Raw genomic sequence first — 26286 nt, forward strand, 5'->3', positions numbered from 1 at the left:
GCTGTTGAGTCTTTCCCCGAATCAGGCCCTCGGCTTTGGCCCCTATCGGATTCATCCCGGACAACGGCGGGTGCTCGAAGGTGAGCAGCCGTTGCGCCTTGGTCGACGGGCGATGGACATCCTCCTGATTCTGCTGGCCCATGCCGGCGAAGTGGTGAGCAAGCAACAATTGATGGCCGGGGTCTGGCCGGACACTGTCGTTGAAGACATCAACCTGCGCGTACACATGGCGGCGTTGCGCAAGGCGCTCGGTGACGGTCAGGCCGGCCAGCGCTACATCATCACCGTGGCGCAACGCGGTTACAGTTTTGTCGCACCGGTATTAATGGAATCCATGGAGGAGCGCCCTGTGGGCAAGGCTGGCGGTCGGCACAATCTGCCCTTGCGGCGCACGCGCATGATCGGTCGCCAGGCGCTCGTCGACAGCTTGATGACGCAGTTGCCGCGCCAGCGCTGCATCACTCTGGTCGGCCCCGGCGGGATCGGCAAGACCACTGTGGCCTTGCGCGTGGCCGAGCAGTTGATCGGGCATTACCCCGATGGTATTCGGCTGGTGGACCTGGCACCGCTCAACGATCCCCGGTTGATTTACTCGCATCTGGCCGCCCTGCTCGATCTGGCGTTACTCGAAGGTGATCCACTGGCAGCGCTGGTCAATGGTTTGCAACAGCGACAAATGCTGTTGCTGCTCGACAACTGCGAACACCTGATCGATGCCGTCGCGGCACTCAGCGAAAGCATCCTGCGCGGGGCACCGAAGGTGCATATTCTCGCCACCAGCCGCGAGAGCCTGCGGGCCGAAGGCGAATGCGTGCAGCGTTTGGACTCCCTCGAATACCCGTCGATGAGCGCGACATTGAATCGTCAGCAAGCGCTGGATTATTCGGCGCTGCAACTGTTCATCGAACGGGCCACGGCCGCGCAGGAAAGCTTCGAACTGAGCGATACCCAATTGCCGCAAGCGATCGAGATCTGCCACCGACTCGACGGTATTCCACTGGCGCTGGAACTGGCCGCAGCGCAGGTCGCCGAACTGGGTCTGGACGGTCTGTTGACTCAGTTACAGGGCCGCTTGCCACCGCTGGCAGCGGGCAATCAAAACAGTCTTGAGCGCCATCTCACCCTGCGCGCCACGCTGGATTGGAGTTTCAATCTGCTCGACCGCTGCGAGCAAACCTGCCTGCGCCGTTTGGGCGTGTTTCGCGGAGGGTTCACCCTGGAGTCAGCGGCGGCCGTGATCGTCGGCCAACAAATCGACCCCAGCATGGTGTTTGTGTCGATCAGCCAACTGGTGGCGAAATCCCTGCTCAGCGTCGAGGTCGGTGATGAAGAGGTGTTTTATCGCCTGCTCGACACGACCCGCCGTTATGCTCTGGAAAAACTCGATCACGCTGCCGAGTGCGAGGAAACCCGTGAACGCCATGCCGAACGTTGCCTCGCGTTGATGCAGCAGGCGCAAAACGATTGGGAAAACACGCCAACGCTATTGTGGATCGAGCGTTACGCACGAGGGCTGGAAGATCTGCGAGCAGCGCTGGACTGGAGCCTGAACGGTGTCGGCCCGGGTGGTTTGGGGATTCGCCTGACGGCAGCGTCGGCACCCTTGTGGCAAGAGTTGTCGCTGCTCAAGGAGTACGGCGGCTATGTACGGCGGGCGCTGAGCCTGCTTGATGAACTCGGCGAACCCTGCCTGCGCCTGAAAGTTGCGCTGAAACTGGCTCTTGGCAGCGCCTGCTACCACACATGGGGCGGCACTGCAGAAACCATCGAAGCCTTCATCGATGCCCGCCGGTTAGCGCACGAAAACGAAGACGTCGCCGGGCAGTTACGCGCAGTGTCCGGGCACATGGCGGTCAACCTCAGCTGCGGCCACTACCGCATGGCGCTGGCACAGAGCGAGCACTTCGACCGCCTCGGTCTGCACGGTGACCCACTGTTGTCACTCAGCACCCACCGTTTGCGGGTATTGGCCCTGCACTATGCCGGCGATCAGCCGCAGGCGCGCCTGCATGCCGAGCAAGTGTTGCAGTGCATGGCGCAGAGCGGTCACGTTAACCGCTTCACTCACGGCTTTGGCGTGCAATACGACCAGAGCGTCGCGTCACTGACGGTGCTGGCGCGTGTGCTCTGGATGCAGGGGCTGCCGGAGCAAGCGTGGCGCACGGCCCGGCAGGCGCTGGACATCGCCGTGCAGATCGACCATGGCACCTCTATTTGCTACACCCTGGCGCTGGCCAGCTGCCTGATCGCCCATTACAACGGCGATCAACAAAACGCCCGGGCGCTGTTACAGCTGTTGCTGGAGCAGTCGCAGAAGCATTCGGTGCTGCTGTTCAACACCTGGGCGCGGCACTATGCGCAGGTGCTCGATGCGTGCACCATCACGCACGTGCCGAAGGACAGTAGCGGGCTGATTCGGGAAATCATGGTCACGCTGGATTGCCGTTTTGTGGATGACGCGCTGGTTGAGCGGGCGTTGAGTGGTGATGCGGGGTGGAGCACAGCGGAAATCTTGCGGGCTCGGGCGGACACGCTATTGAATGGAGAGATGGTTTGTCTGGATGGGCCCCTTCGCGAGCAAGCTCGCTCCCACATGGGTTCTGGGCCCACCCAAAATCTCTGTGGGAGCGAGCTTGCTCGCGAAGAGGTCCTCCTAAACACCACCAACATTCAGGAAGCCGAAGCACTCCTGCAACAATCCCTGACCACCGCCCGCACCCAAGGTGCGCTCGCCTGGGAACTGCGCAGTGCCACGTCACTGGCGCAACTCTGGCAGCGCCAATCGCGCTGCCAAGAGGCGCTGGATTTGCTCAGCCCGCTCTATCGACGCTTTACCGAGGGCTACGCGACTCCGGACCTGCGCAAGGTGCGCTTGCTGATCGACGATTTACGCGAGCACGTGCACGCCTGAGGCCTGGCGAGTCCGGTTGAGGTATCGCGCATGCCGACGCTCCAGATCAATCCCTTCACCACTGCGCTCAAGTTGCTCGCGAGCATGGCAGCGGATGATATTGAGCATCCGGTATCGGCCTGAAGTGCCACCCCGTTCCACCGTCAACAATGACTTGCGCACCAGCCCTTCGATGATCGCGGCAAGCCGCGGTACAGCCAGTTGCGGACAGCTGATCACCGCCAGCGCCGCCTCCAGCGTAAATGCCATTTTGAATACCGATAAGCGCTGCAGCACGATTTGTTCCTGCTCACTCAAGCGCTGATAGCTCCAGTCGAGGGCCGCCTGCATGGATTGGTGCCGCGGCACAGCCGTGCGCCGGCCATGGCTGAGCACTTGCAGACTGTTGGCTATTTGCGCCTGCAAGCCGACCAGTGCCAGTGCATCGATCTGCGCCGCCGCCAGTTCGATCGCCAGCGGTAAACCGTCGAGTTGGCGACAGATATCGAGGACGGTTTTGACGTCCTGCTCACGCAAGCGGAAATCATGCTGTCGCGCCCGAGCACGGCTGACGAACAACTGCACCGCAGAATGGCCCATGGCTTCAGTGATGCAATCGCCTGACGAGCGTTTCGGCAGGGTCAGCGGTGGCACGTACTGAAGGGTTTCCAGACTGACCTGCAAGGCTTCGCGGCTGGTGGCGAGAATCGACAGTCGGGGAGCGGCTTCGAGCAGCGTTTCGACCACTGCTCGGCAGGCAACGCGACGGTGATCAACGTTATCCAGCAGCAGCAACGCATGGCGAGTCGACAGTCCGGGCAAATCGCTTTCGAGGGTGCCCAGCACCTGATCGAGCAGCGGTGTGTCGTCGTCGACCAAGCTCAGATCAATCTGCCACACGCCGTCTCGGTAGTATTGCAACAGCAGCTCCGCGACCCGCAACGCGACAGTGGATTTACCCACACCCGCCGCGCCCGTGACGGTCATCAGCCGACACAGCGGCATTTGCCGCACCAGCCCGCCAACCAGCGAATCGCGGCCGGCGACCGGGGTCAGTCGCGCAGGCAGATTATGCTGGGGGGTTTGCAGGCCCTCGAAGACCACTTGCGCGGCACTGTCGCAACGGACCGGGGCAATAAAACTGTAACCGCATTGGGGCACGTTAACGATGTAACGCTGACCGTTTTCGCCATCACCCAAGGCCCGCCGGAGCGCGGCGATGTGTACACGCAGGTTGATCTCCTCAACCACCGACGTCGGCCACACCAGAGCGATCAACTGCTCCTTTTTGACCACTCGACCGGCACGCTCGACCAGCACCTGCAAGATGTCCAGCGCACGCCCACCCATGCGCAATGGCCGATCTCCGTCGAGTATCAGCCGCTGGCGCAGGTGGAATGCGTAAGGGCCGAAATGCAGCACCGACGCAGTGTTCAAATCAATGAGACTATTCATGCCAACTATCTTGGCAGCCTCAGATGACGCGACAACCGCTACACGGGGCGCAGCACGGACATACGGGTGCGCCAGACGGACACAAGCGCTCTAGCTGAACTGTTCGCGGTACTGCACAGGGATCAGGCCGAGCTTTTCAGCAAACAGTGAACGCATATGCCGCACACTGCCGAAACCACTTTTGTAAGCCACGGTTTTAAGCGGAAGATCGCTGGTTTCCAGCAGATTGCGCGCGCAGTCGATGCGCGCACTTTGCAGAAACTCCATCGGCGTCATGTTGATGTCGCGCGTAAACACCCGCGCGAAGTGCCGCGCGCTCATGTTGGCAATGGACGCCATGCGCTCGACCGTAAAGGCTTCATCGAGATGTTCCAGCACGTAACTCTGCGCGCGGGTGATCGGCGTTTCCTGCGGTGCCACGGCAGCCATCAGCGGACTGAACTGCGCCTGCCCGCCCTGCCGTTTCATCACCACCAGCAAGACTTTGGCCACATCCTGGGCGAGTTTCTTCCCGTGATCGCGGGCAATAACGGCTAGCGCCATATCGATGCCGGCAGTGACTCCACCCGAGGTGATCAGGTTGCGATCCTCGACATAGATCTGGTCGGTCGTGACCTGGGCTTTCGGAAATCCCTTGATCAGGCGCTCGGTGTAGTTCCAATGCGTGGTCACACGGTAACCATCAAGCAATCCCGCGTGCCCCAGCACAAAGGCGCCGGTGCAGATCGAACCGTAATGATCGACGCGCTGAACAGCACCCTTGAGCCAAGCGAACAACGACGGAAATTGTTGGCTGTAGGCACCCGGACCGCCCGGCACCAACAGCAGATCATAATGTTCAGTGTTGTCGTCGATAGTCCTGTCGGCCTGCACCATCACACCATTGGAGGCACGCAGCGGGCCATCTTCGGTGCCAAGCGTGATCAGTTGATAATGCGCATCGGGTTTCAGGTAGCGATTGGCAACCGAAAAAACCTCCAATGGCCCGGCCATGTCGAGCAGGAGAAAGTCGGGGAACAGCACCATTGCCACGGTTTTCATGGGCAGACATCACTTCAATCAAAGAAACATGGAACAGGCCAGACATTATGGCCAAGTCAGACATCGCGGGCAGCAAGAGTTTGTGTGAAGGGCATCGCACAACTGTCAACCTGATCAGGACAGTCTTTCAATTTTCAGCCACTTTTTGCCTAATTCAGTAAACAGTAACCTTCTCCTCACTCGGACGAATTCACGTCCTGCAAGGAGATTTCATCATGCTGACTCTTCGCAAAGCCTCCGATCGTGGCCTCGCCAATCATGGCTGGTTGAAGTCCTTTCACACCTTTTCCTTCGCCAGCTATCGCGACCCTCGCGAACAGGGTTTTTCCGACCTGCTGGTGATCAACGATGACCGCGTTGCCGCCGGTAAAGGCTTCGGCCAGCACCCGCACCGCGACATGGAGATCTTTTCCTATGTGCTGGAAGGTGCGCTGGAACACAAGGACACGCTGGGCACCGGCTCGGTCATCCGCCCGGGTGACGTACAGTTGATGAGCGCCGGCAGCGGTGTGGCGCACAGCGAGTTCAATCATTCGGCGACCAAACCGGTGCACTTCCTGCAGATCTGGATCGTGCCGGAAGTCAGCGGCGCCAAACCGCGCTATCAACAGGAACATTTCAGCGCCGGGAAAAAACGCGGTCGTCTGCAATTGATCATTTCGCCGGACGGTCACGACGGTTCACTGAAAGTGCGCCAGGATGCACGGGTCTTCGCCGGGCTGTTCGACGGCAAGGAAAGCGCCACGCTGGAACTGCCGGCCAACCGCTATGCCTATGTGCATGTCGCACGTGGCAGCGTTGAACTCAATGGCCAGCAACTGCGCGAAGGTGACGGCGTGCGGGTTCGCGAGGAACAGTTGCTGACTTTGAGCAACGGTGTCGATGCCGAGGTGTTGGTGTTCGACTTGCGGCCGCAGGAATTGCCTGAGATGCCATGACCTGGTACTTCAATGCTCACGAAAAACGGCCTTCTTTGAAGGCCGTTTTCTATTGTGGTGATTCGGTTGCTTGTTGCGAAGCAGGTCTTGGTGCGCCTATATCTTTACCTACCTGGATCGCCGCGAGTGTCGTCTGCAAGGTAGTTAACACCGCTGCCTGATTGGCGAAGTGCGCCCCCACGACGACGGTGATCATTCCGAGAAAATGGACGGCTGTCGTCGCCCAGTAATGCGCCTTCACTGTCGAGGCCTGTTTGATGGCTTCTTTTGATTCTTCGGCGATCCGTTGTACACCGTCCCACATCAGATCGTATCGTTTATCCCTCTCCATTTGAGCCTTGTCTCGCTCAGCCTGAGTCAACAGGTAAGCATCGATTCTCGCCGACACACCCTCGACCCGAGCGTCCATCCTGGTCTCAATGGTTTCGATCCTGGCATTGAATTCTTCACGGCTTATAGCGTTCATGGCTTGGGTATTCCGACTTTTACTCGATAGATCACTGATTGAATTTTGACTGAATTCCGTGGTTTTCAATTCGACACCTTCCTGGGTCTACCGATACCGTCCCTGGTATTAAAGCGGTGAGAGTCCAACGTCCCTCACGAGCTGACGAAAACAATAGGCCGCATACAGAATGCTTACAAGCCGGGAGATTCTGCCTCTGGTGTAGGCCGTTTCGTCAGAGGCTGTAGCCCTGCCAAAAGAACGTCTCCCTAGTCATTCTCCGATGCGAACACGTCGACAATCTGCTCAATCACCGCCCTCACCCGCGCGGTATGCCGCAGATCCGCGTGGGTCACCAACCACACTTCGTACGGCAGTGGTCGCGTGCGTTGCGGCCAGAGCCTGATCAGGCCATCGCGCTCGCCCATGTACACCGGGATTTCTCCTACGCCTAATCCTGCTGCAATCGAACGGCGCACGAGCAGGCTGGAGCTGAGGCTGGCGACGATGCGGCCGCGACTTAGCGGCTCCGACACCAGGGTCAGGTCCTTTTTGCTTTGCAGATACGGTTGATAGACCACCAGATCATGCCCTTCGAACGCCGAGTCCGGTTGCGGCACGCCATTGGCGTCTATATAGGTTTGAGAGGCGAACAGCCCCACTGGCCATCGGGCAATGCGCCGGGCGATCAGGTCAGGATTGTCCGGCCGGGTGTTGCGCACAGCGATATCCGCCTCACGCTTGGCCAGGCTAAGAATCTGCGTGGACGCGTCCAGTTGCACTCGCACGTCCGGGTGCTGCTCGTGCAAACGGGCAATGGCCGGAATCAGGAAATCGATGGCCAGCGAATCGGTGGTACTGACGCGCACCGTGCCGGTCAGGCGATCGTCCAGGCCTTGAATCTGCCGCTCCAGCTCCAGCGCCGAATGCTCCATTTTCTCAACGCTTTTAAGCGCTGCTTCGCCGACCGCTGTCAACGCGTACCCGTCAGAGGTACGCAGGAACAACGTCGCGCTCAGGGATTTTTCCAGTGCCGTGATGCGCCGCCCGACAGTCGCCTGATCCACCCCCAGAATCCGTGCGGCCCCGCGCAGTGTCGACTCGCGGCAAACGGCCAGAAATACCCGTGCGTCATCCCAATTCATGCTGTCTCCTGATGATGCAAATACGCATCAGCGTGCCGCTTAATCGCTGCATTAACGCAGCAAAGATAGCCGATATGCTGAGCGCCATAAACCTTCCACGAGATTGCTGACATGCGCACTCCAAGTCCCACCGGTATCTGGTTGCCGATCTTTGCTGGCCTGTGCGCCAGCCTGGTCAGCATCGGGCTGGCGCGTTTCGCTTACACGCCGCTGATTCCTTCTCTGATTGAAGCGCAGTGGTTCAGCGCCAATGATGTGGTCTACCTCGGTGCGGCCAATCTGGTCGGCTATCTGATCGGCGCCCTGCTCGGCCGGCCGGCAGCGCGCCAGCTCGGCAATAAAAATGCTTTGCGGCTGATGATGCTGGTGGTCACGGCGGCATTTTTTGCCTGCGCGTTTCCGTTGTCGGTGAGCTGGTTCTTCGGCTGGCGGCTGCTGTCGGGGATTGCCGGCGGCGCGATCATGGTGTTGGTGGCGGCGACGGTACTGCCGCATGTTCCGGCGGCGCGAAAAGGGCTGGCCAGCGGCGCGATTTTTCTCGGCATCGGTCTTGGCATAGCTGGCTCGGGGACGCTTGTTCCGCCGCTGTTGACCCTCGGGTTGCAGGCGACATGGCTGGGCCTGGGGGCTTTGGCACTGTTGCTGACTGCGTTGAGCTGGTTCGGTTGGCCGTCCGATTTTGCGCACCCAGTGGCTCCGCACGACACGGCGTCTGTTGAACCGACGCCGCGCGGGGTGTATTTGCTGTTCGCTCAATACGCCTTTATGGCCGCAGGCCTGGTGCCGGCCATGGTGTTTCTGGTGGATTACGTTGCACGTGGACTCGGTGCCGGGGCGCATATCGGCGCGTTGGTCTGGGTGATGTATGGCTTGGGTGCGATTGTCGGGCCAGTGACTTATGGCTTCCTCGCCGATCAGCTGGGCGCGCGGTCCGGCATTCGCCTGGTGCTGGTGGTGCAGGCGGTTGCCCTTGGGCTGCTGGCGCTGACTCACTCATTTCTGCCGCTGGCGTTGCTGGCGGTGATTATCGGTTCATTTCCGCCCGGCATTGTGCCGCTGGCGCTGGCGCGGGTGCATGAACTGGTGCCGGACCATCATCGCCAGCAAATCGCCTGGAGCCGTGCCACGGTGTCATTCGCTACGTTTCAGGCGCTGGCCGGTTTTGCCTATTCGGCGCTGTTCAATGCCAGCGGCGGTCATCACGCGTTGTTGTTCGTGATTGCCGCTGGCGCAATCGTCGTGGCGTTGCTGCTGGAGCAAGCCCTGAAATGGCTGCCCGCCCCGATTGAGCCGCGCTGCTGTGCAAATTGAAGGGAATCATTGCCGGCTCGGCAGGCTCCCACTTACACAACTCAAGCCAAGAGAAACGATATGTCCCTGCCCAATGAAATGACCCGAATCGAAATCACCGAACCCGGAGGCCCCGAGGTCTTGCAACCTCGACGCGTGCCGCTGCCGGTCGCGGCACAAGGCGAAGTACTGATCCGTGTACACGCCGCCGGGATCAACCGGCCGGACGCCTTGCAACGGGCCGGCAAATACCCGATGAAACCCGGCATGAATCCGATTCCCGGGCTGGAGGTCGCCGGTGAAATCGTGGCGCTCGGGGCCGGTGTCAATCAGTTCGCCGTGGGCGACAAAGTCTGCGCGCTGACCAACGGCGGCGGTTATGCCGAATACTGCGCAGTCCCGGCCGGCCAGACCCTGCCGATTCCTGATGGCCTGGACTGGCTGCACGCCGCTGCGATCCCGGAAACGTTCTTTACCGTGTGGGCCAACCTGTTCGGCCTAGGCGGCGCCAGCCGTGGTCAACGCGCGCTGATTCACGGCGGTACCAGCGGCATCGGCACCACCGCACTGATGCTCTGCCGCGAATTCGGTATAGAAGCGTTCGCCACCGCCGGCAGCCCGGACAAATGCGCAGCGATCAGCAAACTTGGCGGCTTGCCGATCAACTATCGCGAGCAGGAGTTCGCCGAAGTCATCGCCGATAAAACCGCAGGCCAGGGCGTCAATGTGATCCTCGACATCATGGGCGGCTCGTACCTCAACGCTAACGTCAGCGCTCTGGCGATGGACGGTCGTCTGGTCATGCTCGGTTTCCTCGGCGGCGCGCGGGCCAACGATTTTGATCTGTTGGCAATGATGGCCAAACGCGCGGTCATCACCGGTTCCCTCTTGCGCGCCCGCACCGCTGTGGAAAAAGCCGCGATTGCCGATCAACTGCGTGAGCACGTATGGCCAGCGCTGGCTTCCGGGCGTTGCCTGCCGATGATCGACAAGGTTTATTCGCTCAACGATGCGGCTCAGGCTCACGCGCACATGGAGGCCGGCGACCATATCGGCAAGATCGTGCTACGGGTGGTGTGAGTCGTTGCAGCATTTGGTAATCGTTGCGCTGGGACGGTGGTCGAAAAACTCACGCGCAGAGCTAGGCATCTGGTAAAAAGCGTTCTTTGTCCACGCTTTGGTGAAACGTTTAATGTTCCTGTCCTTCATGACTCGTCTGCGACGCCGCCGCTTGGCATTCGCCTGCATGGCCGCGCTGATTATCGGCGTGCCGACCAGTTGTGCCGTACTCGAACACACCGAACGCAAACTGCTGTTTCGCATCGAACCGGGCACCGCCGGCTGGTATCACGGCTTACCCGGCAGCGTGCAGGAACTCGACCTGCAACCGAAAAGCTTCAAGGCCGGGGAAAACATCCATGCCTGGTGGTGGCCGGCGGAAAAGGCCAATGCGCCGGCCATTCTCTATCTGCATGGCGTGCGCTGGAACCTTACCGGGCAGTTGTTCCGCATCGAACAACTGCGCGCGGCGGGTTATTCAGTACTGGCCATCGACTATCGCGGATTCGGCAAGAGTCACGGTGATCTGCCGTCGGAAAGCAGTGTCTACGAAGACGCGAGGGTGGCGTGGGAGCGCTTCAAACTGCTGCAACCGGATCCGGCAAAACGCTTGATCTATGGGCACTCCCTCGGAGGTGCCGTGGCGATCGATCTGGCCGCTGAACTTGGCCAGGATGCGGTGCGTAATCGCACCCCGCTCCCCGTGCGCGGGCTGGTAATCGAGTCCACCTTCACCACGCTGGCGGATGTTGCCGCGTCAGTCGCCAACACTTCTCTGCCGGTGCGCTGGCTGCTCTCGCAGAAATTCGATTCGATCGACAAGATTGCCGACATTCACATGCCACTGCTGGTGGTGCACGGTCTGGCTGACGCTTTCGTGCCGCCGCGTTTCAGCGAGCAACTGTTCAACGCCGCGCAACAACCCAAACGCCTGTTGCTGGTGCCGGGCGCGACGCATAACAACAGCATGGCGCTCGGCGGACAGAATTACCGCAAAGCGATCGACAATCTGATGCAAAGCAAACCGGCCCCCCGAGTCGCCGGACCTGCGAACATGCGCAGCGGGCGGGACACTTAACGGTAGCCGCGAGCCTGCAAATCGAACAGTTGCGCGTAATACCCGGCAGCGGCGATCAGTTGATCGTGGCCGCCCTGCTCGAGGATTTGGCCTTGTTGCAGCACGATGATGTGATCGGCATTGCGCACACTGGAAAAACGATGGGAAATCAGCAAGGTCATGCGACCTTCGCTGTGCTGGCTGAAATGCTCGAACACCGCCGCTTCGGCCGCTGGATCAAGGGCGGAAGTTGGCTCATCGAGGATCAGAATGTCGGCCTCACGGCGCATGTATGCACGGGACAAGGCAATCTTCTGCCACTGCCCACCAGACAATTCCTGGCCACCGGCAAACCAGCGTCCCAATTGCGTGGCATAGCCCTTGTCGAGCCCTTCGATAAAGGGGGCAGCCATACCTTGGGCAGCGGCCTCTTTCCATCGTTGCGAATCGTTAAACGCCAAGGTATCGCCGACGCCGATGTTTTCTCCGACGCTGAACTGGTAGCGAATGTAGTCCTGAAAAATCACGCCAATCCGCCGACGCAACGCGGTCTCCTGCCAATCCTGCAAATCGCTGCCGTCGAGCAGAATGCGCCCTTGATCGGGGCGGTAGAGCCGGGTCAGTAATTTGATCAGTGTGGTCTTGCCAGAACCGTTCTCGCCGACCAACGCCATGCTTTGGCCCGGCACCAGTTGCAGATCAATGTTTTCCAGCGCTGGCCGACTGGCTCCCGGATAACGGAAACCGACGTCCTCGAAACGCAAACCATCGCCCGGGCGGACGCCGACGGTCAGGTGGCCCGTATCGACCTGAACCGGTTCGGCCAGATATTCATAAAGACTGGTCAGGTAGAGGCCATCTTCGTACAAGCCGCTGATCGCACTCAGACTGCTGCTCACCGCGCTTTGGCCTTGCTTGAACAGCACCAGATACATAGTCATCTGGCCGAGGCTGATCTGGCCATGTACGGCATCGATCACCACCCAGGCATAGGCCACGTAAAAAGCCGCAGTACCGAGCAGACCGAGACCGAACCCCCAGCCGTCGCGCCGCAGCGTCAAACGGCGATCTTCGGCATACAGCCTGGCGAACGTGTCGCGGTAGCGTTTTAGCAACAGCGGTGCAAAGCCGAACAGCTTGACCTCTTTGATATACGTTTCGTGGGACAGCAAGGTTTCGATGTAGCTCTGCTGCCGACTCTCCGGCGCGCGGCGGGTGAACAGTCGAAAGGCGTCACCGGAAAAATGCGCCTCGGCAAAGAACACCGGCAACGCACCGACCACCAGCAGCACCAGCGCCCAAGGGGAAAAATGCACCAGCAGCACGCCAAAGCTGATCAGCATGATCAGGTTCTGAATCAAGCCCAACGACTTCATGACCAGCGCCAGTGGCCGGGTCGACGCCTCGCGACGGACACGCACCAGTTTGTCGTAGAACTCGGAGTTCTCGAACTGCACCAGTGACAGGGTCTGCGCTTTTTCCAGGATCAGCGTATTGACCTTCTGCCCCAGTTGCACCCGCAACAGCGACTGCTGCACCGAGAGTGCCCGTTGTGTACCGGACAACAGCGCCAACACCCCGGCCTCCAACAAAACGTAACGCAACACTGGCCACAGCGGCGCACTGCCGTGTTGCGCGTGCAACTGCATCGCTGCCACCACGGCATCGACAATCCGCTGCCCCAACCATGCCGCCAGTGCCGGCAGCAAACCGGCAACCAACGTTGCCAGCACCAGCCCCAGAAACAAGCCACGCGATGTCCCCCAAACCAAACACAAGGCGCGTTGCGCCTGATCGAACAAGGAGGTGAAACGCGATAGATCAGGCATGGGGCATTGGACTCGGCAGGCGATGGCGGTGCGTTATGGTACTCCAGCGCTACAACTGAATTTCAAACGACGAGCGCGTTATTGTCGACGCGTTTTTCAGAACAAAAACATCTGGAAGACTCGGGCCTTTGCGGCGTCCAACGCTCTGCTATGTTTTAACCGCCCAACGCGGAACCCGGCGAACACCCGCCACGCTCCGCGCCTGACTGCCGGGAGCAGAGAGATGAAAATCAACCCGTACCTGATCTTCAATGGTGACTGCCGCGAAGCCTTCACCTTCTACGAACAAGCCTTGTCGGGAACACTCGAGGCCATGATGACGTTCGGCGAAACGCCCGCCGCCGAGCACGTGCCCAAAGAACACCACCATCTGATCATCCACACCTGCCTGAAAGTGGGTGATCAGATGATCATGGCCTCGGACACCACGCCCGACCGCCCGACTCAAGGCATGAGCGGCTGCTCGATTTCGTTGAACGTCGACAGCATTGCCGAGGCCGAGCGAGTGTTCAACGCGCTGGCCAAGGACGGTCGCGTCGATATGCCGCTGGAGGCGACCTTCTGGGCGGTGCGCTTCGGCATGCTGGTGGATCGTTTTGGCGTGTCGTGGATGGTCAATTGCGAGAGCGAAAAGTGACCCTGACATTTCCTCAGGCATGAAAAAGCCCAACCTGAAAAGATTGGGCTTTCTGCGTTACCGCTGGGCCAATTCGTGGCGTACGCATTGTTCGTAATACGTCTGTTTGACCGCCGCCGGCTTGAGCTTCGATGTGCTGTTGTAGGTTTGCTCGGTAATCCCCATCGCGGTCATGCGCATCCACGGTTGCTGGAAGCGGCGCACCTGCAATTGTTTGCGTGCGCCGTACAGCGAGACGCCCGACAACTTCGATTGCTGGGCACCGGCAGCGATGTCCGAGCCCCAGGTGCAGGCAAAGCGATGGCTTTTGCTCAGTTCTTTCGCCTGCACTCCCACCGCGAAAACAGCCAGGGAAAGCGTTGCAACGGTGATGACAATCGTCCGCATAGAGCCAACCTAACCTTTTGAAAAAAGGCGATTTTGCCGGGGAAGCAAAAATCCGGGGGCCAGCAATTTGCCGCCTTTCGCGAGTTTTTTGCGGACGTAAAAAAGGGTGGTGGGATTTCCTGATGAAATCCCACCACCCCTAGGCTGAGTATCAATTGGCGCTGACCTCAATGCGCAATCGATCAGCGCCCTCCTCCCGACAATCGATGCGAACCGGCAAAAACAACTCGATCACCGCGATATTGCTGTGCAGATGCTCGGTCATGCGCGGCGTAGTGAAGGAGCCGCCACCGGCAAGCGCCATTGGCAACAGCAACTGATCGGCAAGGTGCTCGGCCACCGCAGCACCACTGCGCAACCAGTCGGCGGCCTGATTGATCGCGGCGTCGGCGACCTTTTCAGCCCGCAGCGAAACTTGGCCAAACGCACTGAACACCTCGGTGACGTGCTCGAATGCATACTCCAGCAACAACACGTTGCCCGGCCCCCGCGCCGGATCGAGCGTGACATGTTGCAGCGCCGCAGGCGGCAGACTCAAGCGCTTGGCAACCTGGCTCAGCTCTCGCTCGGCCACCGTCGGCGCCAGCCCGGCGGTGAGCGCCGATGCCTGTTGCGAGATGGCCTCGCCGCGTTCACACAGATCCAGCCGAGTCAGGTTCGACGGCTGCACGTTCACTTCGATCTCGCCACCGCCTGCCGGGACAAATCCATGTCGCAACAAGTCCAGCTCGACGTTGGCGCCCATACGCCGGAGCAACGGCAGCCAACTGCGCGTGAGGAAATCGGTCGGCGGCGCCAGCGGATTATGCGTGCCACCGGAAATGCGCACCCGACTCGCCTCTGGTGCCCGCAACAGCGCTGGCAACAAGGTCTGCAACACCAGCGTGCAACTGCCGGCCGTGCCGATGGCGAACTGGTAATCGCCAGCGCGAATCGCGCCGGGTTCAAAACTCAACGCTTGCGAGCCCAATTGCGCACCTGAAACTGTCGCGCCGCAGACCTCGGCCGCCGCCATGACGGCCGTCAAATGTTGCCTCAGCAGTCCCGGACGGCTGCGTTTGGCGCGGATCTGTTTAATGCGAAACGCCCGGCCTGTCACCATCGACAGGCTCAAGGCACTGCGCAACACCTGGCCGCCACCGATGGCACCGTCCAGTTCTATCACTTCCTGTTTCATTGCATTCCTTACGCGTATCGCCCGACGGTATCCCTGAGGTACCGATCCAGGCGTCGCGAGTCTTCCTGAGTTCTGAGTAATGTGGGCACTTCGCGCTCAAGCTCGGCGGCGATGAACCCGTGCAACGCCGGACGACGCGGCCCGTAGGCGCTCTCGTCGGCATTGCGTTTAAGGGCCAGCAATTCGTCGACTTCCGCGAGCAGCGCGCGATCGTCGACCGTGGTCAGCAGATCGGCGAACGTCATCGGCGGTCGGCCTCGGCCCTGGTCGATCCAGCGCACCGCCAGCAGCGGCCGCAGCACGTAGAAGTACTTCTTGAAACGGACGGTTTCACCTTGCAGGTAACCGCGAAAGTTCTTCTTCGCCATCGACAGGTAGTGATTGCGCGCGGCGGGCGGGCTGTAGAACGCTTCGGCGAGTTCGCGCAGTTGTGCCACCTGCGCGGTTTCACTGCGATAAACCAGCGGCGAGTCTAGCCACTCGAGCAACGTCGGATTGGATTTGCGCAACAACCCGAGGGTCTTGCGCAGTTCCCAGCCACTGACGTCGAGCTCATCGTCCAGCGGACGTTCGATCACATCACGCGGCGCATCGACCTGGACGAACCAATCGGGCTTTTCCACATAGACAAACCGCACGTCGTAATCGCTGTCGGTCGAGGCAAAACCCCAGGCCCGGCTGCCGGACTCACAGGCATACAAAACGGTGACATTGCGTTCACGCTCCAGGCGCGCCAGCTCTTCCATTACCCGCGCACGCATCGTGTCGCACAGCGGATGACGCTCTTGCAGTTCCATGACTTGCTTTTCCTTTTATCCTTTGACGCACACCACCTGACGCAAGGTGTGCAGCACTTCCACCAGCTCACGCTGGGCGTGCATGACTTTGTCGATGTCCTTGTAGGCCATCGGAATTTCGTCGATCACCGCTTCGTCCTTGCGGCACTCCACATGGGCAGTGGCGCGAATCTGATCTTCAACGGTGAAGGTGTTCTTGGCCTTGGTGCGGCTCATGGTGCGGCCGGCGCCGTGGCTGCAGGAGCTGAACGACTCTTCGTTGCCCAGACCGCGAACGATGAAACTCTTGGCGCCCATCGAGCCTGGAATAATCCCCAACTCGCCCTTCTTCGCCGACACCGCGCCTTTGCGGGTGACCAGCACCTCTTCACCAAAATGCCGCTCTTTCTGCACGTAGTTGTGGTGGCAGTTGACCGCTTCCAGCGCCACTTCAAACGGCTTGCGAATAATCTGCCGTGTCGCCTGAATCACTGCGCGCATCATCAGCTCACGGTTTTGCCTGGCGAAGTCCTGCGCCCAACCCACCGCTTCCACATAATCATCAAAGTGCTGGCTGCCCTCTTCGAAGTAGGCCAGGTCACGGTCCGGCAAGTTGGCGATGTGCTGACGCATATCCGCCTGAGCCATCTGGATGAACAGGTTGCCGATGGCGTTGCCGACACCGCGCGAGCCACTGTGCAACATGAACCAGACCCGGTTGGCTTCATCCAGGCACACTTCGATGAAGTGGTTGCCGCTACCGAGCGTACCGAGGTGCCCACGGTTGTTGGTGTTGGCCAGTCTCGGGTACTTGTCGGTAATCAATTTGAACCGTGGTTGCAGTCCCGCCCAGGCCTGATCGGCTTGCTGCGGGATTTCATCCCAGGCGCCCTTGTCGCGTCGCGAGCGGTTTGAACTGCGGCCATGCGGCACGGCTTGCTCGATGGCGCTGCGCAGTCCGAGCAAGTTGTCCGGCAAATCAGCGGCGGTCAGCGACGTACGCGCGGCGATCATGCCGCAGCCGATGTCGACGCCGACCGCTGCCGGAATGATCGCGCCGACGGTCGGGATCACGCTGCCGATGGTCGAGCCCTTGCCCAGGTGTACGTCCGGCATGACCGCCAGATGTTTGAAGATGAACGGCATTTTCGCGGTGTTCATCAACTGCTCGCGGGCCTCGTTTTCCACCGGGACGCCTTCGGTCCAGAGTTTGATCGGTTTGCCGTTGGCGACTTCGAGCAGTTGGTAAGTGTGTTCTTTCATGTCTTCATTCTTTATTCATTGGCCGATGATTCGGCGTTGTTCTGTAAGTCGCAGCGACAAAAACACAGGCACTGTGGCTCTGCCAGTTGAGCCCCCGTTGCCGGGGCGGGAGTCGAACCCGCGTTCCGATGTAGTACCTGTCGCATTCGCTGCCAATAACTGCAAAAAAGGTGGCACGACAAAAGTTGATGACTGGTGCGCGTTGCCGCGCTCCGGACTTAACCGGCCTTGGATGTACAGCCATCAGGCATTCGTGCCGTCACTGGCGCTGACAAGGGCTTGATGAGACGTCTTGGATGTAGTCCCATCGGCATTCAGCGCCGGTGATCAATCAATTCATGACGCGCTTTCGATCGCCTCGACCCAGTGCTGCGCACTGTATTGGCCGCTGGTGAACTGCTCGATCACATCGAACACCGCATCGCTGAAACCGCCGACATTCAAGATGTCATCACGATCCGCCGCCTGTGTTGCATGGCCTGGCTGGATGTCGATGCACACCAGCCGGGCCTGTGGGTTGAGCGTCTTGATCCGCTCCCATTGGCGCATCGTCTCGCTGGCGCCGCGACGCTGCGCATCGATCCACGATTCGTTGTCCGAGACCATGATCAACGTATCGACCCTGGCCTTGCTGTCCGCCAACCTCTTCAGCGGTGCCGAGCAGTTGGTGCCGCCGCCAAAAATGCCGGCGAGCTTCTCGGCGTTGCTGATCACACTGTCACGCGGGTTGAGCTGGATATCCACCACGTTGATCTCGAACGGCATGACCCGGGCAGCCGGCTGTTTGCGCAAGACCGCTGCGGCGACCAGCGCCGCCACGTCGATGCAGCGCACCTGCGAGGTCGCACCAGGGCGATAACCAGTCACCGGGCTGCCCATCGAACCCGACACATCCGGGCAAACCACCACCGCGCCCTCAAGCGTGGGCACGTTGACCAGCGACAACTCCAGCGCCTCCTGCAAGGCTTCGCGGATCACCGCCGGGGTGTTTTCGCCCATCATCCGATAAGCCGACAACAACTGGTACGGATACACCCGCGCCTTCGCCACTTCCTGTGGATCGGCCAACCGCGCCGCGACATAGTCGATGCAACCCGGCACTTCAAACGCGCCGTGCCGCGCCAGGGTGTTGAGGTTGATGCGCAGTCCCTGCCAGCCCATGTTGCGGGCTTGATTGGCCCATTGTTCCTTGCTCAATGTTTCGTTGCCGAGCAACTGAAACGGCACCGCCGGCACTTCATCACTCGCGCCGCTGCGAAACGCCAGCAAATCGCGAGTCAGCTCCGGCAAGGCCTTTGCCTCCACCGGTTTACCGATCAACCAGGCGAAAAACGCTTCGCGCCACGCTTCGACAGGTTTGGGGTGAACCATCTTCACCACGTCCGCCAACGACGGTTGATTGCCGATCGACGCTTGCAGCAATTGCCGCTCGGTCGCGCTGTTCAGCCAGTTCTGCACCAGACGCTTGGGTTGCGAGCCAAGGGATTTACGCCCAGTGGCACCACTACGGAGGATCTGTACAAAGTTGCGCAGCATCTTGCCGCTGTCGATGACTTGCTCGAAAAGCTCTGGCACCAGACTTGAACGCTGCGCGGTCAATGCCGCCAGCAACAATGCCGGCATGTCTTTCATGTGACCTTTCTTGCGAGCGTAGATCGCGGCTTTCGCCACGAAGCGACTGTCGAGTTCGGCTACCAGCTTCAGCACTTGATCCAGCTGACTTTCTGCGGAGGCGTAAAAGGTCTGATTCAGGCAACCGGTCACTGCCAGTTGCGCCAGTTGGTGCTTCGGGCTGTAGGCATAAGCGCTGGCACCGGAAGCATTCAAGGTGTCGCAGGCGGGCAAGTGATTCGATTGCGTGTTGAAGAGATTTGAGTTGGCCATCTCGGCGTCTCGCTGTGTTGTCCTGTTCGTTGCGATAGACATTGCAGCGGCTGTGCCAGCTTTTAATTTCCAACGAAAAATATTTTTATCTTATTGATTTACAACGTTTTTATTTTTTATGTTGTGTTTCATCGAATGAACTGACGACAAACCCATCGCCGAATATTTATCATTGGATATCGTTTTTTATCTTTTGAGATAAACATGCCAAACAAGCAAACCGTCGCCATCGGTTTTATCGGCGCCACCCTCGATCGCGTCGGCAAAGGCGCCAATCGCTGGAGCCATTGGCGCCCCAGTGTTGGCCTTTGCCAACAGCAGGACGTGCTGATCAACCGGCTCGAGCTGATTCACGGTATCGACGCCCGCGACGTCAGCCTCGCAGAGCGGGTGCGCGTCGACATCCAGCAGGTTTCGCCAGAGACCGAAGTGCGCCTGCACCCGATGTCATTGCGCAACCCATGGGATTTCGAAGAGGTCTACGGCGCACTGCACGACTTCACCACCGCCTACGATTTCGACACCGAGCGCGAGGATTACCTCGTCCACATCACCACCGGCACCCACGTCGCGCAGATTTGCTGGTTCCTGCTGACCGAGGCGCGCTACTTGCCCGCGCGGCTGATCCAGACCTCCCCGGCCAAGCGCAACAGCGAAAGCGATCACGCCATCGGCACGCATGCCCTGATCGATCTCGACCTGTCGCGCTACGATCGCATCGCTTCGCGCTTCGCCAACAAACGCCTCGAAGGTCTGGAGTTCTTGAAGTCCGGCATCGCTACTCGCAACGCCGCCTTCAACCGCTCAATCGAACAGATCGAGCGCGTCGCCGTGCGCTCGAAGGCGCCGATGTTGCTGATCGGCCCGACCGGCGCCGGCAAATCGTTCCTCGCCCGACGCATCTACGAACTCAAACGCAGTCGCCATCAGATGCAGGGGCGTTTTGTCGAAGTGAACTGCGCAACCCTGCGTGGCGATGGCGCGATGTCGGCGTTGTTCGGCCATGTCAAAGGCGCCTTCACCGGCGCACAGAATGCTCGCGACGGCCTGTTGCGCGCTGCCGATGGCGGCATGCTGTTTCTCGATGAGATCGGCGAGCTGGGCGCAGACGAACAGGCGATGCTGCTCAAGGCGATTGAAGAAAAACGCTTCTTTCCGCTGGGCTCGGACAAGGAGGTCGAAAGCGATTTCCTGATCATCGCCGGCACCCACCGCGACCTGCGCAGCCGAGTCGCTGATGGTTTGTTTCGCGAAGATTTGTACGCGCGCATCAACCTGTGGACGTTCGACCTGCCCGGCCTCGCCGGCCGCCGCGAGGACATCGAACCGAACATTGATTTCGAGCTGGAACGCCATGCCCGCGAACACGGGCAACTGGTGCGCTTCAACCTCGAAGCCCGGCGCAGTTATCTGGCGTTTGCCAGCTCTCGCGAGGCGGCGTGGCTGGGCAACTTCCGTGAACTGTCCGCCTCGATCACGCGCATGGCGACCCTGGCCGACAGCGGACGTATCGACGAGGCACAGGTGCAGGAGGAAGTTGATCGGCTGCGCTACGCGTGGGGCTTTGCGCAACCGCAGGCGATTTCAGGAGAGTTGCCGGGAGACGCCGAAACCATGGATCTGTTTGACCGCTTGCAATTGAAGGCAGTGATCGAGGTGTGCCGGCAGGCGGACAGCCTGTCCGATGCCGGCCGCCGACTGTTCGGAATTTCGCGCCAGGCCAAGGCTCAACCCAACGACGCCGATCGACTGAGGAAATACCTCGGCCGGTTCGGGCTTGAGTGGAGCCAGATCGTCGACCTCACGTGATGCGGACGGCGGGCGACTAACCGCTCGTCCAGCAGCGGGCACCTTCGCCTGCCGGGCGCTTCCAATGATCACCATCCGCTTCGACCGGAAGACGATCATCATGAACAGCAGAATTGCAGCGATCACCCTGGCTGGCCTGCTCGCGGCCTGCCCGCTTTTCGCCTCGGCAGCCACGAAGGCAGCTGACGAGTCTGCCGCGCCACCGACCGCGCTTCCCGGCGTGAATCAGGCCGGTAAAGCTCAATCCAACGCAGACAAGGCCGACAAGAAAGGTGAAGAGGCTTCGGGTTCAAACTCCGGCGCCGAGTCGCATGAAACGGCAAAAGATGCAGCCACTTCAAGCGACTCGGAAGACCTCGGTAAATCGCCGAAACCTTGATCAGGCTCTACAAAGGTGGCGGCTGCACATCCTTGAACGTCAGCCCGACACTCCCGGTGATTTGCCACGGGTTGGCAGCGCCGTGCCCGCTGAACGACACATGGTCGAACAGCGAATCCTTCAACCCGTCGATCTGCGCTTTGGCCGGGCCACTGAAGCGCACGCGCTCGAACACCAACCCCTGATGCCAGGCATTATGCTGGCTATCGCCCTTGACCTCGATTGCCTTGCCTTGAGCATTTTCGACGCTCACGTCGGCGACGCGGATATCGCGAAATTGCCCGGGAATGGTTGAGCGCTGGTAATCCAGCTTGGCGTTCGGATCGTTGTAGTCGAGGGTAAAAATGAACGCCTGCTTGAGCGTATTGCGGATCGCCGAGTCGCGGAAGATCACGTTACGCGCGCCGCCGCCCATGAAGTTGGTGCTCTTCATGCGCAGGCCGGCATCGGTACCATCGGAAACGTTGTCTTCGGCGAGGATGTTTTGAATCCACGCGCCGGTATGGCTGCCGGCAACCACCATGCCGTGACCCTTGCGGAAGTAGTTATTGAAGATCCAGGCATCTTCCTGCGGCTTTTGCTGCACGGCATCCGCCCCGGTGCCCGCTGCAAAGTTGACGCAGTCATCGCCAGTATCAAAGAAGTTGTTGAAGACCATCGCGCCCTTGCTGTTGGCGAATTCGATGCCGTCGCCGTTATTGGCGTCGTAGGTTTTATGCGTGGTATTGGCCAGCACCACGTTTTCGGTTTCCAGGTTCATGATCCCGTGGAAGGCCGGGTTCACCACGGTGAAACCGCCGTAGAACACGTTTTTCACGTTGCGCAGGGTGATCAGCGACGAGCGCATCTGCCCGTAGGCGTCCTTGACGTTCATGCCGCGTGCGACCGCTTGCTCGACTTGCGCCTTGGCCAGAATGCCGTCCTGCTGGTAGCGGGTGTTGTCACTGGGCAGGTAGAACGGCAATGGCTGACCGCGTTCGTCGACGACGTCGGCACGGCGCTTCCAGCCGTTGCCGTCAATCGTGCCTTTGCCGACGATGCGGATGTTTTCGAACGACTGGTGCTGCCGCGGATCGCGCGGCAAGGCATTGATCAGCGACGCCGGGCGCACGGTGCTCGAATACGGATACTGGATGTAGCCGGCCAGCGGATAGTCTTCGGCACGCTCGGAACCCAACAGCGTTGCACCCTCGGCGATTTCCACGGTGATGTTGCTCTTCAGGTAAAGCGCCCCGCTTTTGTAAGTGCCCTTGGGCAACCATACTTTGCAGCCTGGGGTGCAGGCGTCGATGGCGTTCTGGATCGCCAAAGTATCAAGGCTTTTGCCGTCACCCTTGGCGCCATATTTCCTCACATCGAAGACGGCCGCGACCTTGCTCGTCCGTTGCACAACGGGCGGGCTGTCGGCCGACTCTGTGCCATCGGTGCCCACCGAACGCACGGTGAACCGATAGGCCGTATCCGGTTTCAAGCCTTGCGCGGTGTAACTGTGAATGCCGATGCGATGATGAAAACCGGCAACATCCTGTTCGTAGAAGCGGTCGATGTAAGGTTTGGCCGGCGAGACGCGGTCATTGTTGGCGTTGCTGCCGCCCAGCAACACACCGTTGGCGTAGACCCGGTAGTCGCTGATATCGGCGTGATCGGCGGGCTTTTCCCAGACCAGGATGATCTGCTGATCATCGTAGGCCAGGGTCGGCACCTGCAGTTTTACCGGCGCCTCCAGCGCCCACGACGACACACTGCAAACCAGCGTCAACGCGGCCGCCAGTGACAAGGCCAAAGGCTGTTTGCGCCGCGTCGGAACAACATTTCGATAAGGCATGAGCACTCCTTGTTCAGGCCGACAATCCGGCTTCTTGCAGGTATTGGCTGCGGTTGACGAACGTCTCGCGGGGCATTTCCACAACCTCCATCGACAGCGACTCGACGTCCGGCAGCAAAGCGACCAGCGCCGCCACGGTCGCCGAGGCCAGACGCCGGCGCTGTTCAGCACTGCGCCTGGACAACACCGACAGGACGACGTGGACAAAATCGTCCGCGCCCGCGCCGCAGCGGTAATGCGTGAACGTATTGAGGCGCACCTTGATGTCCCCGGCCTTGAACAGGCCGAAGGCATCGAGGGCGTCATGCACGGCAGCGAGCAGGGTTTGCTCGCCGACACGCTGGGCCAGGGTTTGCGGGCAATCGATAAGACAATGCGGCATGTCGCGCTCCTTGATGGATCGGTTCAACCAGCGAGCTGGCGCACCGACTCCTGGCTGAAATCACGACTGGCCTGCACCAGCATCCGCGTGTAGGCGTGGCTTGCCAGATCCTGGCTGAGCGCCTGACTGTCGAGCAGCTCGACGATCTTGCCCTGCTGCATCACCGCCACCCGATCACACAGGTGCGTGACCACACCGAGATCGTGAGTGACCATCAGGTAGGTGAGTTTCTCGCGACGGCGCAAATCCGCCAGCAGATTAAGAATCTCCGCCTGCACCGAGACATCCAGCGCCGAGGTCGGCTCATCGAGCAGCAACACGCGTGGCTCGAGAATCAGCGCACGGGCAATCGCCACGCGCTGGCGCTGGCCACCGGACAACTGATGCGGATAGCGAAAACGGTAACTGTCGTTCAAGCCGACCTTGAGCAGGATCTCGTTGATCCGGTCGTCCTTGTCGCGCACGCCGTGAATAATCAGCGGCTCACGCAGGGCGGTGTCGACGGTGTGGCGCGGATGCAGCGAGCCGTAAGGGTCCTGAAACACCATCTGCACTTGACGGAAATGCTCCTTGGGAATCTTGTGCTGCAGCGGCGCGCCGGCAATGCTCAACTCGCCCGTCCAGTGCCGGTACTGCCCGGCCAGGCAGCGCAATACCGTGGTTTTGCCGGAGCCGGACTCCCCCACCAGGCCGAAGGATTCGCCGTCGGCGACACTGAGGCTGACGTCGTGCAGCACCTGATTGAGGGCCGGGCCGGCGCCGAAACTCAGGTTCAGCGCGTGTGCTTGGATCATGGACATGGTCGATTCCTCAGCAAGTCAGCCACAGTGGATCGCGTTGCAACACCGGCAACCGTTCGCGACGGTTGTCCATGCTCGGCAACGCCGCCATCAGGCCTCGGGTATAGGGATGTTGTGCATGTTGCAGGTCACCGGCGGCGAGCGATTCGACCACCCTGCCGGCGTACATCACCAACACGCGGTCGCAGTAATTGCGCACAAGATTGAGGTCGTGGCTGACAAAAATCAGGCCCATTTCCTGCTGTTCGACCAGCTCTTCCAGCACGTTGAGCACTTGCTGGCGAACCGAAACATCGAGGGCCGAGGTCGGCTCATCGGCGATGATCACCTGTGGACGAGTGATGACCATCATCGCGATCATGATGCGCTGGCCCATACCACCGGAAACCTCATGCGGGTACAGGTTGTAGACCCGTTGCGGATCACGGATATGGACCTTTTCGAGCATTTCCAGCACCCGCTCGCGGGCCTCGCTGCGGCTGGCCTTGTGGTGCGCCAGATACGCCTCGGCAATCTGATCGCCAACCTTGACCACCGGGTTCAGCGAGTATTTCGGGTCCTGCATGATCATCGAAATGCGCTGACCACGAATCTTCTGCATGACCTTTTCGCCGGCTGACAGCAGATCGACTTCACCGAACTGCATGGCCTTGGCGGTGATCCGCGCACTGGCTGGGTGCAGCTTCAGCAGGCTGCGACCCACCGTCGATTTGCCCGAGCCCGACTCACCGACGATGGCGAGTTTTTCCCGCCCGAGGGTGAAGGACACGTCGCGCACTGCATGGGTTTCTTTCTGAGCATTGACGAAGCGCACATTGAGCCCTTCGACGTTCAATTTGATTGCAGACATACAGCCTCCGATTACTCGCTGCGCGGATCAAGAATGTCCCGCAGGCCGTCGCCCAACAGGTTGAAAGCCAGGCTGACCAACATGATTGCAGCCCCCGGAACAGCCACCAGCCACCAGCACTCGAGCATGTAGCGGCGCCCGGTGGAAATCATCGCGCCCCACTCCGGCGACGGCGCCTGCGCACCGAGACCGAGAAAGCCCAGTGCCGCTGCGGTGAGGATGATCCCGGCCATGTTCATGGTCAGGCGGATGATCACCGACGACATGCACATCGGCACAATGTGCCGCAGGATGATTCGCGTGGACGAAGCCCCTTGCAGCTCGACCGCCACGACGAAATCAGCCTTGCGCAACGACAGGGTTTCGGCCCGCGCCAATCGCGCAATCGGCGGCCACGACGTCAGCGCAATCGCTACCACCGCGTGTTCCAGGCCCGGACCGAGCGCAGCGATGAACGCCAGCGCCAGCACCAGACTGGGGAAGGAAATGAAGATGTCGGTCAGGCGCATGAACACCGTGTCGACAACACCGCCGTAGTAGCCGGAGACGGTGCCGATAAACAGCCCGATCGGGCCGACGATCACGGTCACCAGGGTGATGATGTACAGCGTGATGCGCGAGCCGTAGACCAGCCGACTGAAGATATCCCGGCCGTATTCATCGGTGCCGAACCAGTGCGCGGCGCCCGGCGCCTGCAGGGCATTGGCGAGGTTTTGCGCCACCGGGTCATGGGTGGCGATCCACGGCGCAAACAGCGCCACCACCACCAGCACCAGAGCGACCAGCAATCCGGCCAAAGTCATCGGGTTGCGCAACAAGTGCCGCAAGACTTTCAGGGCACTTTTGCAGAAGGCGTCGAAGCTGGATCCGGGGGTACGATCCAACCGCCGCTTGGCGCTCGAATCAGTAGAAGACATGTTGGCAATCATGGGCATGTTCTCGGATTGAATTGAGGATCACCCGGCGCG

General features: G+C 60.2%; 23 protein-coding genes. 8 read left to right on the top strand and 15 right to left on the bottom strand.

The annotated features are described in order from the left end of the window. Positions 1-4: 4 nt before the first annotated feature. Positions 5-2911 (top strand): ATP-binding protein, encoded by a 2907-nt coding sequence (locus FGA82_RS08520; RefSeq protein WP_141126736.1) that lies wholly within the window; start codon positions 5-7, stop codon positions 2909-2911. Here FGA82_RS08520 and FGA82_RS08525 read toward each other — a convergent pair. Further along, positions 2888-4345 carry an ATP-binding protein gene (locus FGA82_RS08525; protein ID WP_141126737.1) on the bottom strand — a complete coding sequence of 486 codons (1458 nt, stop codon included), beginning with the start codon at positions 4343-4345 and terminating at the stop codon, positions 2888-2890. The two genes, FGA82_RS08520 and FGA82_RS08525, sit on opposite strands and share 24 nt — an antisense overlap. Positions 4346-4435: 90 nt before the next feature. Then, the gene (locus FGA82_RS08530) at positions 4436-5386 is read right to left on the bottom strand and encodes a GlxA family transcriptional regulator (protein ID WP_141126738.1); all 951 of its coding nucleotides are present in this window, start codon (positions 5384-5386) and stop codon (positions 4436-4438) included. Between the two features lie 215 nt (positions 5387-5601). On the opposite strand from FGA82_RS08530, the gene FGA82_RS08535 reads away from it, so the two are divergent. Then, positions 5602-6324 carry a pirin family protein gene (locus FGA82_RS08535; RefSeq protein ID WP_141126739.1) on the top strand — a complete coding sequence of 241 codons (723 nt, stop codon included), beginning with the start codon at positions 5602-5604 and terminating at the stop codon, positions 6322-6324. A gap of 49 nt (positions 6325-6373) precedes the next feature. Here the strand turns inward: FGA82_RS08535 and FGA82_RS08540 are convergent, their stop codons facing one another. Both FGA82_RS08540 and FGA82_RS08545 read right to left on the bottom strand, forming a co-directional pair. After that, complete coding sequence (locus FGA82_RS08540) at positions 6374-6859, bottom strand: hypothetical protein (protein WP_249384228.1); 486 nt, start codon at positions 6857-6859, stop codon at positions 6374-6376. A 179-nt stretch (positions 6860-7038) separates the two neighbouring features. Next, a complete protein-coding gene (locus FGA82_RS08545) occupies positions 7039-7914 on the bottom strand; it encodes a LysR family transcriptional regulator (RefSeq protein ID WP_141126740.1) in 876 nt (291 codons plus the stop codon). A 111-nt stretch (positions 7915-8025) separates the two neighbouring features. Here FGA82_RS08545 and FGA82_RS08550 point away from each other — a divergent pair, with 111 nt between their 5' ends. From FGA82_RS08550 to FGA82_RS08560, 3 genes are all read left to right on the top strand, one after another. Next, positions 8026-9225 carry a YbfB/YjiJ family MFS transporter gene (locus FGA82_RS08550; RefSeq protein WP_141126741.1) on the top strand — a complete coding sequence of 400 codons (1200 nt, stop codon included), beginning with the start codon at positions 8026-8028 and terminating at the stop codon, positions 9223-9225. A 60-nt stretch (positions 9226-9285) separates the two neighbouring features. Then, positions 9286-10284 carry an NAD(P)H-quinone oxidoreductase gene (locus FGA82_RS08555; protein WP_141126742.1) on the top strand — a complete coding sequence of 333 codons (999 nt, stop codon included), beginning with the start codon at positions 9286-9288 and terminating at the stop codon, positions 10282-10284. 112 nt (positions 10285-10396) lie between these two features. Continuing rightward, positions 10397-11341, top strand: coding sequence for an alpha/beta hydrolase (locus tag FGA82_RS08560; protein ID WP_141126743.1), 945 nt, complete (start codon positions 10397-10399; stop codon positions 11339-11341). On the opposite strand, the gene FGA82_RS08565 is transcribed toward FGA82_RS08560, so the two are convergent. Then, complete coding sequence (locus tag FGA82_RS08565; RefSeq protein ID WP_141126744.1) at positions 11338-13149, bottom strand: ABC transporter ATP-binding protein; 1812 nt, start codon at positions 13147-13149, stop codon at positions 11338-11340. The two genes, FGA82_RS08560 and FGA82_RS08565, sit on opposite strands and share 4 nt — an antisense overlap. Positions 13150-13372: 223 nt before the next feature. Between FGA82_RS08565 and FGA82_RS08570 the strand changes: the two genes are divergently transcribed. After that, complete coding sequence (locus FGA82_RS08570; protein ID WP_141126745.1) at positions 13373-13786, top strand: VOC family protein; 414 nt, start codon at positions 13373-13375, stop codon at positions 13784-13786. 57 nt (positions 13787-13843) lie between these two features. Here the strand turns inward: FGA82_RS08570 and FGA82_RS08575 are convergent, their stop codons facing one another. From FGA82_RS08575 to FGA82_RS08595, 5 genes are all read right to left on the bottom strand, one after another. After that, complete coding sequence (locus FGA82_RS08575) at positions 13844-14173, bottom strand: hypothetical protein (RefSeq protein ID WP_016987808.1); 330 nt, start codon at positions 14171-14173, stop codon at positions 13844-13846. Between the two features lie 151 nt (positions 14174-14324). Then, positions 14325-15350 (bottom strand): RNA 3'-terminal phosphate cyclase, encoded by a 1026-nt coding sequence (gene rtcA / locus FGA82_RS08580; RefSeq protein WP_141126746.1) that lies wholly within the window; start codon positions 15348-15350, stop codon positions 14325-14327. Positions 15351-15358: 8 nt separating this feature from the next. Continuing rightward, positions 15359-16147 carry a nucleotidyltransferase domain-containing protein gene (locus FGA82_RS08585; RefSeq protein WP_141126747.1) on the bottom strand — a complete coding sequence of 263 codons (789 nt, stop codon included), beginning with the start codon at positions 16145-16147 and terminating at the stop codon, positions 15359-15361. A gap of 15 nt (positions 16148-16162) precedes the next feature. Further along, positions 16163-17389 carry an RtcB family protein gene (locus FGA82_RS08590; protein WP_141126748.1) on the bottom strand — a complete coding sequence of 409 codons (1227 nt, stop codon included), beginning with the start codon at positions 17387-17389 and terminating at the stop codon, positions 16163-16165. Between the two features lie 336 nt (positions 17390-17725). Continuing rightward, positions 17726-19273 carry a TROVE domain-containing protein gene (locus FGA82_RS08595; RefSeq protein WP_141126749.1) on the bottom strand — a complete coding sequence of 516 codons (1548 nt, stop codon included), beginning with the start codon at positions 19271-19273 and terminating at the stop codon, positions 17726-17728. Positions 19274-19477: 204 nt separating this feature from the next. Between FGA82_RS08595 and rtcR the strand changes: the two genes are divergently transcribed. Both rtcR and FGA82_RS08605 read left to right on the top strand, forming a co-directional pair. Continuing rightward, positions 19478-21082, top strand: coding sequence for an RNA repair transcriptional activator RtcR (rtcR, locus tag FGA82_RS08600; RefSeq protein ID WP_141126750.1), 1605 nt, complete (start codon positions 19478-19480; stop codon positions 21080-21082). 100 nt (positions 21083-21182) lie between these two features. Then, the gene (locus FGA82_RS08605; RefSeq protein WP_141126760.1) at positions 21183-21461 is read left to right on the top strand and encodes a hypothetical protein; all 279 of its coding nucleotides are present in this window, start codon (positions 21183-21185) and stop codon (positions 21459-21461) included. Between the two features lie 7 nt (positions 21462-21468). On the opposite strand, the gene FGA82_RS08610 is transcribed toward FGA82_RS08605, so the two are convergent. From FGA82_RS08610 to FGA82_RS08630, 5 genes are read right to left on the bottom strand one after another with little or no spacing between them, the layout of a single operon-like run. Further along, a complete protein-coding gene (locus FGA82_RS08610) occupies positions 21469-23286 on the bottom strand; it encodes a glycosyl hydrolase family 28 protein (RefSeq protein ID WP_141126751.1) in 1818 nt (605 codons plus the stop codon). A gap of 13 nt (positions 23287-23299) precedes the next feature. Further along, positions 23300-23668 (bottom strand): 5-carboxymethyl-2-hydroxymuconate Delta-isomerase, encoded by a 369-nt coding sequence (locus tag FGA82_RS08615; protein ID WP_141126752.1) that lies wholly within the window; start codon positions 23666-23668, stop codon positions 23300-23302. A 23-nt stretch (positions 23669-23691) separates the two neighbouring features. Further along, positions 23692-24468, bottom strand: coding sequence for an ABC transporter ATP-binding protein (locus tag FGA82_RS08620; RefSeq protein ID WP_102902870.1), 777 nt, complete (start codon positions 24466-24468; stop codon positions 23692-23694). Between the two features lie 10 nt (positions 24469-24478). Next, positions 24479-25318: an ABC transporter ATP-binding protein gene (locus FGA82_RS08625; protein ID WP_026000816.1), complete on the bottom strand. Its 840-nt coding sequence runs from the start codon at positions 25316-25318 to the stop codon at positions 24479-24481. 11 nt (positions 25319-25329) lie between these two features. Beyond that, complete coding sequence (locus FGA82_RS08630; RefSeq protein WP_038364768.1) at positions 25330-26247, bottom strand: ABC transporter permease; 918 nt, start codon at positions 26245-26247, stop codon at positions 25330-25332. Between the last annotated feature and the right edge of the window lie 39 nt (positions 26248-26286).

The sequence above is a fragment of the Pseudomonas fluorescens genome, assembly GCF_005938625.1.
GTDB lineage: Bacteria > Pseudomonadota > Gammaproteobacteria > Pseudomonadales > Pseudomonadaceae > Aquipseudomonas > Aquipseudomonas fluorescens_BD.